At 38.8% G+C, this 13,250-nt stretch carries 14 protein-coding genes; 7 read left to right on the top strand and 7 right to left on the bottom strand.

Annotated elements, in window-relative coordinates:
• Positions 1 to 60: 60 nt before the first annotated feature.
• From RIC88_RS18925 to rocD, 4 genes are all read right to left on the bottom strand, one after another.
• Positions 61 to 678 (bottom strand): response regulator, encoded by a 618-nt coding sequence (locus tag RIC88_RS18925; RefSeq protein ID WP_350219139.1) that lies wholly within the window; start codon positions 676 to 678, stop codon positions 61 to 63.
• A gap of 106 nt (positions 679 to 784) precedes the next feature.
• Positions 785 to 2,725, bottom strand: a complete 1,941-nt coding sequence (locus RIC88_RS18930) for a tetratricopeptide repeat-containing sensor histidine kinase (protein ID WP_350219140.1) — start codon at positions 2,723 to 2,725, stop codon at positions 785 to 787.
• Between the two features lie 41 nt (positions 2,726 to 2,766).
• Positions 2,767 to 4,551 carry a tetratricopeptide repeat-containing sensor histidine kinase gene (locus RIC88_RS18935; RefSeq protein WP_350219141.1) on the bottom strand — a complete coding sequence of 595 codons (1,785 nt, stop codon included), beginning with the start codon at positions 4,549 to 4,551 and terminating at the stop codon, positions 2,767 to 2,769.
• Positions 4,552 to 4,622: 71 nt separating this feature from the next.
• Positions 4,623 to 5,864, bottom strand: a complete 1,242-nt coding sequence (rocD, locus tag RIC88_RS18940) for an ornithine--oxo-acid transaminase (RefSeq protein ID WP_350219142.1) — start codon at positions 5,862 to 5,864, stop codon at positions 4,623 to 4,625.
• A gap of 42 nt (positions 5,865 to 5,906) precedes the next feature.
• Between rocD and RIC88_RS18945 the strand changes: the two genes are divergently transcribed.
• From RIC88_RS18945 to ftsY, 6 genes are all read left to right on the top strand, one after another.
• Positions 5,907 to 6,056, top strand: coding sequence for a C1orf53 family protein (locus tag RIC88_RS18945; protein ID WP_350219143.1), 150 nt, complete (start codon positions 5,907 to 5,909; stop codon positions 6,054 to 6,056).
• A 60-nt stretch (positions 6,057 to 6,116) separates the two neighbouring features.
• Complete coding sequence (gene rpmB / locus RIC88_RS18950) at positions 6,117 to 6,356, top strand: 50S ribosomal protein L28 (RefSeq protein WP_350219144.1); 240 nt, start codon at positions 6,117 to 6,119, stop codon at positions 6,354 to 6,356.
• Positions 6,357 to 6,500: 144 nt separating this feature from the next.
• Positions 6,501 to 8,159, top strand: a complete 1,659-nt coding sequence (locus RIC88_RS18955; RefSeq protein ID WP_350219145.1) for a M1 family metallopeptidase — start codon at positions 6,501 to 6,503, stop codon at positions 8,157 to 8,159.
• An 87-nt stretch (positions 8,160 to 8,246) separates the two neighbouring features.
• Positions 8,247 to 8,429, top strand: coding sequence for a 50S ribosomal protein L33 (gene rpmG, locus RIC88_RS18960; protein ID WP_350219146.1), 183 nt, complete (start codon positions 8,247 to 8,249; stop codon positions 8,427 to 8,429).
• Between the two features lie 2 nt (positions 8,430 to 8,431).
• Positions 8,432 to 8,581, top strand: a complete 150-nt coding sequence (locus RIC88_RS18965) for a DUF4295 family protein (RefSeq protein ID WP_348279825.1) — start codon at positions 8,432 to 8,434, stop codon at positions 8,579 to 8,581.
• 93 nt (positions 8,582 to 8,674) lie between these two features.
• Positions 8,675 to 9,628, top strand: a complete 954-nt coding sequence (gene ftsY / locus RIC88_RS18970; RefSeq protein ID WP_350219147.1) for a signal recognition particle-docking protein FtsY — start codon at positions 8,675 to 8,677, stop codon at positions 9,626 to 9,628.
• Here the strand turns inward: ftsY and RIC88_RS18975 are convergent.
• The 3 genes from RIC88_RS18975 to RIC88_RS18985 form a co-directional block, all read right to left on the bottom strand.
• Positions 9,625 to 9,978: a LytR/AlgR family response regulator transcription factor gene (locus RIC88_RS18975; RefSeq protein ID WP_350219148.1), complete on the bottom strand. Its 354-nt coding sequence runs from the start codon at positions 9,976 to 9,978 to the stop codon at positions 9,625 to 9,627. The genes ftsY and RIC88_RS18975 overlap by 4 nt on opposite strands.
• 40 nt (positions 9,979 to 10,018) lie before the next feature.
• Positions 10,019 to 11,206 (bottom strand): sensor histidine kinase, encoded by a 1,188-nt coding sequence (locus RIC88_RS18980; RefSeq protein ID WP_350219149.1) that lies wholly within the window; start codon positions 11,204 to 11,206, stop codon positions 10,019 to 10,021.
• A gap of 65 nt (positions 11,207 to 11,271) precedes the next feature.
• The gene (locus tag RIC88_RS18985; RefSeq protein ID WP_350219150.1) at positions 11,272 to 11,910 is read right to left on the bottom strand and encodes a DUF6134 family protein; all 639 of its coding nucleotides are present in this window, start codon (positions 11,908 to 11,910) and stop codon (positions 11,272 to 11,274) included.
• Between the two features lie 79 nt (positions 11,911 to 11,989).
• On the opposite strand from RIC88_RS18985, the gene RIC88_RS18990 reads away from it, so the two are divergent.
• Positions 11,990 to 13,198, top strand: a complete 1,209-nt coding sequence (locus tag RIC88_RS18990; RefSeq protein WP_350219151.1) for a bifunctional alpha/beta hydrolase/OsmC family protein — start codon at positions 11,990 to 11,992, stop codon at positions 13,196 to 13,198.
• Positions 13,199 to 13,250 lie beyond the last annotated feature (52 nt).

The raw sequence follows: 13,250 nt of genomic DNA on the forward strand, positions 1-13,250 counted from the left end.
CTTCCATGAAATCCACTCGAGAGGGGATATTTATATACCGTGAAACCCGTAGATGGAGAATTAAATCAGATTGTTTGCGTAGGCGAATTTGATTAGGCCTACCAGGTTGTTGGTTCTGGTTTTCCGAAATATATTTTTCCGATGTGTTTCTACTGTTCGCTCACTGATGAAGAGTTCCTCTGCCATTTGCTTGTTGGTGTATTCTTTTGCGATGAGCTTTAGAATTTCACGCTCTCGATCGGTCAAAAGTTTTTGTTCATCAAGGCCATTCAGGCCTTTCATAAGCATGGAGTTCACATCAGAACTCAGATATACCTTACCATTTTTTACTGCACGAACGGCATTCACCAATTCTTCATGAGAATCTTTTTTCAAGATATAACCGTTCACACCTTCTTTAAGGATTTCCTTTATGAGATGGGCTTCATCGTGCATACTGAGCACGATTATTTTAGTATCAGAATATTTTTGTTTGACTCGCCGCACCAGTGTCAATCCATCGTCATCCGGAAGGTTATAATCGGTGATGAGTAGGTCGACACTTTTTCGCGTGAATTCATCGAGGGTTTCCTTAACTGAGCCAGCAGTACCAACGATTTGCAAGTCATCTTCAGCCGATAGAATTTTAATTAATCCACCCAATAAGATGGCGTGATCGTCGGTTAGAAATATTTTCATTTTGGCAGGTTTATCTCTGCCAATGAAAGATAGCAAATTCATTGGTTTTCCCTTCTTGGCCCTCAATAATTAATAAGCCAAAGAAGCTGAACGAACGTGTGCAATGCTATACCGCCTCCACGGTATTTTGCTCTACCTCTTTCTGAAATTGGACTTGAACAGGCACGTTGATGATTAGCGAATTGCCTTTGGTTTCTGGATGAGTCTCAAGCTCCAATTCACCTTTAATGAGGTTAGCACGTGTATTCAGATTCTTCCAGCCATTTCCTTCACCAGAGGTTAGCAGGCTTCTATCAAAGCCTGCTCCATCATCCTCAATGAGTAGTGTTATTTCATCCTCATCTTTGGTTATTTGGAGCGTCACTTTGGTTGCATCGGAGTACTTCAGAATATTGTTGATCCACTCTTGAGAAATACGATAAAGAGATATTTCTTGAAGCTCGGTGAGCCTTTGATCAAGTCCAAACATATGTAGTTCTATACTTAGGTTTCCGACCTGATTGACTCTCTCAACAAATTCTTTCAGTGCACTTTCCAATCCATTTTTAATCAGGGTTTGGGGCATCAGATCGAAGCATATATTTTTTAGTTCCCCATACATTTCATCAATTACCTTAGCAGACTCCTCAAATACTTTTTGACGTTCATTGGGCTTAGCTCTATCTTTCAGTTGTTTCAAATTCATGTTAAGAATGGATATCATTTGCCCAAAACCGTCATGGAGGTCTCGCGCGTATCGCGAACGTTCTTTTTCCTGAGAGGAAATGGTGGCATTAATTTCAGCTTCCCTGGCTTCAATTTGTGCTTCCTGAAGCTTCAAGAGCTGTTTTTTTCTTAATCTACTGCGTTGTAGCAATGCGATCGATACGATGAGAATAATCGCAATAACAGATGCAAGCAGCAAAATTTGATTTCGCTGAATGACCGCTTTTTGTTCATCAATTTCAGCATTTTGTAAAGCTATTTGCTGTTCTTTTTTCTCGGTTTCAAATCGTGTTTCCAGAAACTGAATCTGACGTTGCTTGTCCAGGTCATAGAGGGAATCTTTGACAGCATAGTATTCTTTCAAGTAGTGCAATGATTGCGTAAGCTCGTTAGCTATTTCAAACATTAGATGTTTTTGCTGGAGAACATCGAGAATCTTTTCTGCGTCATTAATTTCATATGAAATCTTTTCTGCTTCATTCAAGAGGAGGTTTGCTTGGCTAAAATCTCCCCTTTTGTAAGCGATGGTACCCAGGTTCGTTTTTACAGTTGCAATACCATATCGAAAGTTGTCACGTTCGTTTTTTTGTAAATTGATCAAAAAGTGTTCCTCTGCTTCATCGAGAAGACCAAGCTTCATGAGGGAGTTGCCCATATTGTTATGCGTTCGGGTAATCTCCCTATCTGAAGTTAGATGTGGTGCTAGAGGAAGTATTTTTTTGTAGAATTCAACCGCCTTGTCGGACCTGCCCATATCATCATAGTTGATTGCAGTTATTCCCCAAATCATTGCCTGAATATTTGCATCGTTTTCGGAGTAATTATTAAATAAGTTTTGGGCTTGGTTACATACTCTGATTCCCTCATCATATTCACCGATATCGTGAAATACAATTCCACGCCTGGCCATTGACCAGATCATCATAGAGGTATCATTTATAGCGTAAAATTCATCGTAAGCTTTTTGAGCTTGTAGTAAAGCGATATCATAGAATCCGGCAATGAGATTGTTCATGCACAAGGAAAAATAGGTTTCACCCAACCATTCATGATTTTTTAATCTCACAAATATTTCAATTGCTTTATCGCCGTGAGAGAAGGCCGTTGAGAAATCATCAGCAGCCCAAAAGACTTTTTTAAGGTAATAATGAGCTTTGCCTTTACTAAAAAGAGAAACACTGGAACTGTCCGAGACGGTGTATAATAATGGAGCTAATGCTTGATCGTATTGATTCGATCGAGCAAAAGCGATTCCTTTTGAAAAGAGGGTTGAGTCTTGTGGCTGAGAAAAACTTAGATAACCCAGACAAATACCCACTGCGATAAAGATTAGACGATGCATAGCAAATTCTATTTGGCTATAATACCGGAAATTTCGATTAATCATGCAGGAGCACCTACCTGTTGATCCATTTCAATTTTTGCCGGAGCATTTACTATTAAAACATTTCCCCTTTTACCTTTTTCGGTTTCCAGCTCCAATTCCCCTTTAATAAGGTTTGTTCGGGTATTTAGATTTTTCCAGCCATTTCCTTTACCATTTGTTAGCAAGCTTTTGTCAAATCCGGAACCATTATCCTCTATCAGCAGTGTTATCTCCTCCTCATCTTTTGTTACCTGGAGTGTTATCTTTTCTGCATCCGAATATTTCAAAACATTATTGATCCATTCCTGGGAGATGCGATAAAGTGAAATTTCTTGCAGCTCCGTCAATCGTTGATCTACACCAAACACATTCAGTTCTATGCTTATTTTCCCGGTTTGGTTGATTCTTTCAATAAATTCCTTGAGAGCACTTTCTAATCCGTTTTTGATCAAAGTTTGCGGCATGAGATCGAAGCAGATATTTTTAAGTTCCCCATACATTTCATCTATTACTTTTGTGGACTCTTCAAATACCTTTTGACGCTGGTTAGGTTTGGCTCCATCTTTCAGATTTTTTAAATTCATGTTTAAAATTGAGATCATCTGTCCGAACCCATCGTGGAGGTCTCTCGCATATCGAGATCGCTCTTTTTCTTGCGATGAAATGGCTGCTCTGATTTCTGCTTCACGCGCCATCCTTTTGTGTTCTTCTACTAATTTTCCAGCTTTCAGTTTAGTCTTATGTCTATTTTGGATGAAGAGAAGTGTCAGTAAAAAAACGCCTGCCCCCGCACCAATAAGCTGAAAATTTTTTTGCTTAATCTCAGCTTTTTGTGTTTGAATTTCAGCTTCTTTTTTTTCGCTTTGGTATTTGGTTTCTAGCTCTGCTACTTGTTTACTTCTACGCTCGTTGAAAAGACTATCTTTAAGTGATACATGACTTTTGAAATAAGCCAACGCATTTTTGTAATCTCCTCGCTGCTCTTGAACAAGAGAGATCATGGAAAGCACATATTGTTCGAAATCTGTGTATGAAACTTTCCGAGCAATCTCAAGCGCCTCCAAAAAATAAGCTTCTGCCTGATCATATTCACCAAGTTCCAGAAACATCTCACCGATGTTGTTTTTTACAATTCCATAGCCAGCTTCATCTCCAATAAGCCGCTTGTAAACGGAAGCTAATTCAAAATAATATTGAGCACTATCAATTTTATTCAGCTTGGTGTAAGCCATTCCAAGATTATCATAGTTGTAACTGAGGCCAATGGTATCCCCAACTGCTGATTTGACATCAGTAGATCTTAGGTAGTAGTTCAGAGATTCCTTAAATTTTTCTTGTTGAAATAAAAGTACCCCAATGTTGTTTAGACTGTTTCCGATACCTATTGAATCACCCCTAGCTATTGCATAATGTAATCCTTGAGCGAAATAGTCTTTAGCAAGATCAAAGTTTCCTTGCTTTTTCTGGAGGGTGCCAATCAGATTTAAAATTTCGGAAGGTTTAGATTTAGAATCGAGGCTGATAAATATATCCAATGAGGTTTGATAGCTCGCTAATGCACTATCGAAAGAACCCAGACAATAGTGGGTGTACCCTAGCTCCAGGAAAGCTTGTGCCTTTAGCTGGTTATCAGGCATAGCAGCAAGTTTGGTTTGAGGGATGAATGCCAGCGCACTGTCACAATCAGTTTTGCGAATTTCTGCTATTTTTTCAAGAAGAGGCAGATCAATAGTTTGGGCGGGAAGCCCACAAACAATGAAAAGAAAAAACATTTGAATTGAGGCAAAACAGGTCGGTTTCATTCACTAAAAATAAAAAAGCGGAGGTCTTTATCAGACATCCGCTTTCGGTGTTTTCGATTAATAAGAAGTTTTTACTTCTCAAATTCCAGTATCGTCTTTTCAATGATATCACAACAATCGTGTAGCTGCTCTTCAGTCATCACCAATGGGGGTGCAAAGCGGATAATATTTCCGTGCGTCGGCTTAGCAAGTAAACCATTATCTCTAAGCTTTATGCAAATATCCCATGCGGTAGAGCTTTCTTCATCGTCATTGATCACAATTGCATTTAGCAAGCCTTTGCCTCTTACCAGCTTAACCAGGTCCGATTTCTCAATCATTTTATTCATCCGATCTCTGAATACCTCTCCGAGTCTCTGTGCATTTTCAGCTAACTTTTCATCTTTCACCACGGTTAGTGCTGCAATCGCCACCTTGGCCCCAACAGGATTACCACCAAAAGTAGACCCGTGCTGACCAGGCTTGATGACTTCCATCACCCGATCGTCAGCCAACACTGCAGATACAGGATAGACTCCTCCTGAAATTGCTTTACCTAGAATTAGTACATCAGGCTTCACATCTTCATGATCAACAGCCAGCATTTTTCCTGTTCGTGCAATACCAGTTTGCACTTCATCTGCAATGAAAAGCACATTATTTTTTTCACATATCTCTTTAGCCTTTCTGAGATAGCCATCATCAGGAACCATTACTCCGGCTTCACCCTGGATTGGTTCTACTAGGAAACCAGCAATATTTTCTCCCTGCATAGCTCGCTCAAGCTCATTCAAATCATTATAAGGAATTCGAATGAAGCCAGGCGTATATGGGCCAAAATTTTTGTTAGCTACCGGATCGTTTGAGAAAGATACAATGGTGGTGGTTCTTCCATGGAAGTTGTTATCGCAAACGATTATTTGGGCCTTGTTTTCATCAATACCCTTTTTTTCGTATGCCCATTTTCTACAGATTTTAATGGCTGTTTCAACGGCCTCCGCCCCGGTGTTCATTGGGAGCACTTTATCAAAACCAAAGTACTCGGTTATGAATTTTTCATAAGGCCCAAGTACATCATTATAAAAAGCTCTGGACGTCAGGGTTAAAGTTTGAGCCTGATGTGTCATTGCACCAACAATTGCAGGATGACAATGACCCTGATTGACAGCAGAATAGGCAGATAGAAAATCATAATACTGCTTTCCTTCAACGTCCCAAACGTGCACACCATCTCCTTTCGCTAATACTACCGGCAATGGATGGTAATTATGCGCTCCATGTTTGCCTTCCAGTCTTATTAGGTCTTCACTCGTCCGTGTCTTATTTTCTATCATAATTTTGCTGTTTAATTTGGGAACACAAGAATAATAATTTAAGTGCTGAAAGGAGATACTGAATCTGAAGATTACTATATAAATGGTGATGGCTTATTGGTTTTCACTAAGGAGTACCACCTGAAGCGCGGCTATTGTTGTGGAAACGGTTGTTTACACTGCCCATATAATCATGAAAATGTTAAACAATAGTTTGCATATTGGATTGAAATCCCGATATTTGCACTCCATTTTTGAAAACGGGATAGAAAGATGTCAAAAGTTTGCGATATAACCGGTAAAAGACCACAAGTAGGAAACAACGTTTCTCACGCTAATAACAAAACCAAAAGAAGATTCAATCCGAATCTTCAAAAGAAGCGTTTCTACCTTCCAGAGGAAGATAAGTGGATCACGTTGAAGGTTTCTACTTCAGCTTTAAGAACAATCAACAAAAACGGCATCACCTCTGTGCTCAAAAAAGCAAGGGCAAACGGCATGGTGATCAAGTAATTTGTTTGAAAAGAAATTGGAACCCTGGCCAAACCAGGGTTTTTTTATGCCTTTTATCCTACTAATTTACCATGTATTGGATAGTCGTTATTTTAAAGTATTCCCCATTACTATATTTAGTCGCCTAATTAAATTCGGAAAAGAATGAAGGAAATTTTAGTGGCTTATTTGATATTAGCAAGCCTTTCCGGCATAGGTCAGACAGCTATTTTTGATAAAGCTGAGTCCTTCAGCAGACAGGATTCCCTTAGAGGATCCATTACTCCAGAAAGATCTTGGTGGGATCTTCAATACTATGATTTATATGTGTCAGTTGATGCTGAAAATAAATTCATATCAGGTGTCAATACAGTTACATATGAGGTTCTAGAAGAGCATAATGTCATGCAAATTGACCTCCAAGAACCAATGAAAGTCATACGAGCAACTCAAGCAAAGAAAGAGCTAGAAATAATCAAGGAGGGAAATGCTCACTTTATACAACTACCAGAACAAAAGAAAGGTCAAAAATCAAGTGTTAAAATTTATTTTGAAGGTAATCCTAGAGAAGCTATTCGAGCTCCATGGGATGGTGGCTATTCTTGGAAAAAGGACGATAATGGAAATCATTTTATTGCCACATCTAATCAAGGAATTGGTGCCAGTTTATGGTGGCCGTGTAAAGATCATATGTATGATGAGCCTGATAATGGGATGACTCTGAGTATTGAAGTGCCTGAGAAACTAACAGCGGTTGGAAATGGTAGATTGGATAAAATAGAGAAAAACAAAAATGGCACGAAGACTTTTGTTTGGAAGGTTGTGAACCCTATCAACAATTATGGGGTAAATGTTAATATCGGAGACTATGTAAATATTTCATCAAAGTATGAGGGAGAAAAAGGAAAGCTAGATGTTGATTACTGGGTATTAAGCTATAATAAGGAAAAGGCAAAAGAGCACTTTAAAGATGGATTTAGAACGCTAGAGGCATTTGAGTATTGGTTTGGTCCTTATCCTTTTTATGAAGATAGCTATAAGCTCGTTGAAGTTCCGTATTTAGGCATGGAGCATCAAAGCTCGGTGACCTATGGTAATCAATACAAGAAAGGATATTTAGGTCGTGACTTAAGTGGAACTGGATGGGGACTAAAGTGGGATTATATCATCATTCATGAAACCGGTCACGAATGGTTTGCTAATAATATTACTTATAAGGATGCAGCTGATATGTGGATTCATGAAGGATTTACAACTTATTCAGAAAGTTTGTTCATAGAGTATTTTTATGGAAATGAAGCTGCATCAGCATATACTCAAGGATTAAGGCTCGGTATTCAAAATAGTGAACCTTTGATAGGTAATTATGGAGTAAATGATGAGGGGTCAAGAGACGTGTATTCTAAAGGAAATAACTTGCTGCATACTCTTAGGCAGGTAGTCAATGATGATGAGAAGTGGAGAGCGATTTTAAGGGGACTTAATCAAAAGTTTTATCACCAAACAGTATCCACCAAGGATGTGGAAGATTATATATCTGAACAAGCAGGAGTAAATCTGGATAACGTATTTGATCAGTATTTACGAGATATACGAGTACCTGTTTTCGAATATGCAATAGCAGAAAGCAAATTGTATTACAGATGGACTAACTGTATTGAATCCTTTGACATGCCAATTAAGGTTTTAAATGGTGATAATGAGGTATCTCTTAGTCCTAAATCTTCCTTTCAAATGATCGACATAACTGATAAAAGCATATCTATAAGCAATGATTATTATATCTATAAAAATGAAGTAGTGATTGATCGAATACAAGATTGAAATATAGAAAGATTAATTGCCTGAATGTTTCATTAAAAACTTTAAATTCTCTACATTTGCACTCCTTTTTGGAAAAGACAAAATACAATGGCGAAGAAAGGTAATAGAGTTCAGGTAATTCTTGAGTGCACAGAGCACAAAAATAGTGGTCTTGCTGGTACCAGCAGATACATCACTACCAAGAACAGAAAAAACACTCCTGATCGGATTCAGTTGAAAAAATACAATCCGATCATGAGGAAGTATACAGTACACAAAGAAATTAAGTAACCATGGCAAAGAAAGTAGTAGCAACCCTTAAGCAACCTGGTGGAGCGAAATACGCTAAGGTGATCAAAGCGATTAAAGGAGACAATGGGTCTTACAGTTACCGAGAAGAGATGGTACTCGAAGGTGATGTGAAAGACACATTGGCGAAATAAGAAATTAAATCCTAAAAGAAGGAAGAGGCCGCTCCGACGCACACGTCAGGGTGGCTTTTTTTATATTCACCCCTTCATCCTAATCAGTAAGCAATGGGTATAAAAAGTTTTTTCTCCAAAGACAAGAAGGAGTCACTCGATAAGGGTCTTGAGAAGTCAAAGCAAAACTTCTTTACTAAGCTCAATAAAGCTGTAGTAGGCAAGTCTACGGTTGATGTAGATGTACTTGATGAACTTGAAGAAGTCCTCATTACATCTGATGTTGGAGTAGAAACCACTGTAAAGATTATCGATCGGATAGAAGATCGCGTGGCTAAAGACAAATACCTAAACACGTCTGAACTTAATAAGATTTTAAGGGAAGAGATAGCTGGACTTCTATCAGAAAATAACACAAAAGATCTAATTGATTTTGATTTGCCACCTACAGAAGGGCCTTATGTGATTTTGGTTGTTGGTGTAAATGGTGTTGGAAAAACCACTACCATTGGCAAGCTTGCTGCACAATTCAAAGCTTTGGGGAAAAGTGTTATTCTTGGGGCGGCTGATACCTTTCGAGCGGCTGCTGTAGATCAACTGATTATGTGGGGAGAGCGAGTGGGTGTACCTGTTGTTTCAAAAGGGATGAATACAGATCCGGCAGCTGTTGCATTTGAAGCGGCGAAAAGAGGGAAAGAAGAAAATGCTGATGTAGTAATAATCGATACCGCTGGTCGTCTGCACACAAAAGTGAACCTGATGAATGAGCTTTCAAAGATTAAAAACGTAGTTCAAAAATTTATTCCGGAAGCGCCTCACGATGTAATGTTGGTGCTGGATGGAAGCACCGGTCAAAATGCTTTTATCCAGGCCAAAGAATTCACCAAAGCCACAGAGGTTACTTCACTTGCAATTACCAAACTGGATGGAACAGCAAAAGGAGGAGTAGTTATTGGAATCTCTGATCAATTTAAAATCCCTGTAAAATACATTGGAGTGGGAGAAAAGGTGGAAGACCTTCAGGTCTTCAACAAGACTGAGTTTGTAGATTCGTTCTTTAAAAATTAGTCGTGCATTACCTCAAGAATTGTTTTTTTTAGTAGCTCCTTATTGAGCTGAACTTTCCTGATGTACCTGTCTATCTTGATCTGCTTCACTTTAGCCGGCTGATTGACATGCGCAGAAATCATAATTACCTTAGGCTTTTTGTCTAGGGAATCTAAAGCCTCAAATCCATCCAGATATGGCATCTCCAAATCAAGCAACAATACATCTGGTTTTTCTTTCACCACTTTCATGATCCCGTTTACAGGGTTTTGAAAAATACCAATAAGCTCCATTCCTTCGTACTCCCAAAAATAAGCTTTCAGTGACTGTAAGAAGAGTGGGTCATCATCAATGGCAATACATGTGATCATCAACGTAGGTTAGGAGTTGTCTGGCGAAATTACCCCTAAATTACTTACCTATTGAAAAGATAAACTTTGATCCTTTGCCCATTTCTGATTCAACTCTTACAGACCCAGCCATGTTTGTGACCAGTCGTTTTACAGTAGCCAGACCAATACCATGACCTTTTTCTTCATTGCCTAGAACCTTGTACAGATCAAATATCTTTTCTTTTTCTTTTTTTTCAATTCCGGGACCATTGTCTGAAAGACTAAATTCATATTCCGAATCATTTTCACTAAAGCCAATTTCAATCTCTGTATGGTCTTTATCATTGTGTTTATGGGAATTAGTAATGAGATTGATGAAAATTTGTTGCAGAGCGGTCTTGTTTGTAAAAATCAAATTCCCTTCACTGAACGAATACGATATTTTACCGGACTCCCCGATTAACTCAAATATGTCAGGAATGAATTTATCCAGGAAAATGATCTCGCGTTTATCATGAAGGAGGTACGAGTTTTTGCTGACCTCTAAAATATCATTGATCATTTCAGATAGATTTTGAGAAGATCGGTTGATCAATGTAAGCAATTCAAGGACACCTTCTTCAAGGTTATCCCCATACTTAACTTGAATGAGGTTTGATGCTGAGGTGATATTATTTAGTGGTGACTTGATATCGTGAGCGGCGATACTTGCGAATTTCTCCAATTCTTTATTTCTGATCTTTAGCTCCTGGGTATGTAAATCCAATTGCTGTCTGGTCCTGTGAAGCAAAAACAAATCAATAATGATTGAAGAGAGTGTTTTTAAGGAATTTAGTTGGTTTTCTGTCAGAACCTTAGGAACCATATCAATCACACAGATTGATCCTACAGGATAGCCATCGGGGGTAGTTAGAGCTATACCTGCATAAAATTTGGCATGCGGGTCACCTGCTACAAAGGGGTTATCCGCAAACCGTTCATCTTTTCTAAGATCCGGAACTACAAGGATTTGATTAGGCTGGGTAATGGTATGAGCGCAAAAACCAATTTCACGCGAAACTTCAGCAACGTCTATTCCAAAGTTTGATTTGTACCACTGTCGCTTTTCATCAACCAAAGTGATTTGAGAAATGGGTGTTTCACAAATTTCAGATGCCAGTTTAGTGATATCATCATATTCTTTTTCTGGCAAAGTATCGAGTATGGAAAGCTCCTTTAGGGCCTCCAATCTTTTATGCTCACTTGCGGGAATACTGGGTTTGGACATATTGCTGTTGATTATAGCTAAACCACATACGTAAAAACCAACCAAAAAATTTCAGGACGGAGGATTCAATCTACTACAGGTGAGTTCCCGCTGACAATTTTCTTTTGTTTTACAGCCTGCAAGGATTCTGGGGTCATTTGAAAATAGAATTTTGCAAAGTCTCGGGATACTTTTACTTCTGAGCAAATGCCATTGGTATAGGTATAAAGATTGATGCCATCAGGAGATTCCATCTCGTATTGATGTTCACCTACCTTTGTGAAAGTCAGATAGTTTCCAAACTGTGGTGAAAAAACCTTCTGGCCATCTTTTGGTTCTTCATAGTAAATCGTCGCAACGGAGTATTTAATGGTCTCGTGGAGCGTAGTTCTTGTTCCATCCAGATCTAAAGTATATTTCTCACCATCAAACCAAATAGTTGACTTTTTTTGTGTAGATCCATTCAATTGATTGTGAGTGTATTCTTTAATCAACCGACCGTATTTGTACTCGCTTGTTGACTCGTAATCTACTGTGAATGAGAAAAGTATTCTAAAAGTAACTTTACTGTCAATCTCATATTTTACCTGGTTTTCAGACAGCATTCTTTTCACACTCATGTCCCCCAATTTCTTACTACCCTTGATTACTTCATAATGCAAAGTCTGACCAGCGGCCACCTGGCAGACAATCAATAAGAATAGTATGGTAAGCGTTCTCTTCACTGCATAGAAATCATTAGCTTAATGACACAAATGGTTTCAAATTGTTTCCGCTTCAAGATAAATTAAAAACATCCAACTCATGCGATTTAAAAAAGTTAGTTTTAAAAATTCCGATGGACAGGAACTTTCAGGAAAAATAGACTTTCCATTGATAGGAAAACCAAAAGCTTTTGTGCTTTTTGCGCATTGTTTTACCTGCTCTAAAAACCTGAAATCTGTTGAACACATAAGTCAGGCATTTACACAACAAGGAATGGCGGTGTTAAGGTTTGATTTTACCGGGTTGGGACAAAGCAAAGGAGATTTTGCGGACACTAATTTTTCCTCCAATCTTTCTGATCTGGAAGATGCGTACGAATTTTTAGCGGAAAATTATGAAGCACCTCAAATCATGGTTGGCCATTCGTTAGGGGGGGCTGCAGTTTTACATGTCGCCGGAGCACTTGATAAAGTAAAAGCGGTTGCAACGATTGGAGCTCCATCAACCCCAGACCATGTGGCGCATCTACTTGATAGTGGAAAAGAGGACCTTGAAGAGAAAGGAGAGGCGGAAGTGAACATTGGTGGTCGAAAATTTAAAATGAAGAAGCAATTTCTGGATGATATTGAAAGTAAGAAAAGTGATGAGGTTATTAAGAACTTAGCCAAGTCATTACTTATCCTTCATTCACCACAGGATCAAATTGTTGGGATCAATAATGCCCAGGAAATCTATCAGGAGGCAATGCACCCTAAAAGCTTTATCACCTTGGATGGTGCTGATCACCTCATGATGAAAGAAGCTGATGCAAAGTATGCCGGAGCGATGATTGCAAGTTGGTCTAGCAGATATATCGATGTGAAAGATCAAGAAGAAGCTCCTGAAGGAGAAGTTTGGACAAGGGTAGGAGAAAAAGGCTTTACAACGGAAGTGATAGCTGGCCGTCATCAACTGATAGCTGATGAACCACCAAGTGTAGGTGGAGCAGATGAAGGTCCAACACCTTATGGTTATCTACTATCCGGTTTAGGAGCTTGTACCGCTATGACCTTAAGAATGTATGCGGACCACAAGAAAATTGACTTACAAGAAGTTGAAGTGAAATTAACTCATGATAAAATTCACCAGCAGGATGGAGAGAATAGTGAAAGCTCAAAAGGAAAGATTGATCAAATCAAGCGGAAGATAAAACTAACGGGAGACTTAACTGATGATCAACGAAAACGTTTGATTGAGATTGCAGACAGATGTCCTGTGCATAAGACCCTGGAAGGAAAGCCTGAGATTTTGACAGAGGAAGTAGTTTAGGCTATAAAACAAAAAAGCCAGCTGCTAGAGTTGGCTTCATGAGTTATATTTT

The organism is Ekhidna sp., from assembly GCF_040220215.1.
Lineage (GTDB): Bacteria > Bacteroidota > Bacteroidia > Cytophagales > Cyclobacteriaceae > Ekhidna.

What these genes read in the sequence shown, in the direction of transcription:
- RIC88_RS18930 (WP_350219140.1), bottom strand. Translation starts at nt 2,725, where the DNA reads ATGCATCGTCTAATCTTTATCGCAGTGGGTATTTGTCTGGGTTATCTA.
- ftsY (WP_350219147.1), top strand. Translation starts at nt 8,675, where the DNA reads ATGGGTATAAAAAGTTTTTTCTCCAAAGACAAGAAGGAGTCACTCGAT.
- rpmB (WP_350219144.1), top strand. Translation starts at nt 6,117, where the DNA reads ATGTCAAAAGTTTGCGATATAACCGGTAAAAGACCACAAGTAGGAAAC.
- RIC88_RS18935 (WP_350219141.1), bottom strand. Translation starts at nt 4,551, where the DNA reads ATGAAACCGACCTGTTTTGCCTCAATTCAAATGTTTTTTCTTTTCATT.
- RIC88_RS18990 (WP_350219151.1), top strand. Translation starts at nt 11,990, where the DNA reads ATGCGATTTAAAAAAGTTAGTTTTAAAAATTCCGATGGACAGGAACTT.
- RIC88_RS18925 (WP_350219139.1), bottom strand. Translation starts at nt 678, where the DNA reads ATGAAAATATTTCTAACCGACGATCACGCCATCTTATTGGGTGGATTA.
- RIC88_RS18965 (WP_348279825.1), top strand. Translation starts at nt 8,432, where the DNA reads ATGGCAAAGAAAGTAGTAGCAACCCTTAAGCAACCTGGTGGAGCGAAA.
- RIC88_RS18980 (WP_350219149.1), bottom strand. Translation starts at nt 11,206, where the DNA reads ATGTCCAAACCCAGTATTCCCGCAAGTGAGCATAAAAGATTGGAGGCC.
- rpmG (WP_350219146.1), top strand. Translation starts at nt 8,247, where the DNA reads ATGGCGAAGAAAGGTAATAGAGTTCAGGTAATTCTTGAGTGCACAGAG.
- RIC88_RS18955 (WP_350219145.1), top strand. Translation starts at nt 6,501, where the DNA reads ATGAAGGAAATTTTAGTGGCTTATTTGATATTAGCAAGCCTTTCCGGC.
- RIC88_RS18975 (WP_350219148.1), bottom strand. Translation starts at nt 9,978, where the DNA reads ATGATCACATGTATTGCCATTGATGATGACCCACTCTTCTTACAGTCA.
- rocD (WP_350219142.1), bottom strand. Translation starts at nt 5,864, where the DNA reads ATGATAGAAAATAAGACACGGACGAGTGAAGACCTAATAAGACTGGAA.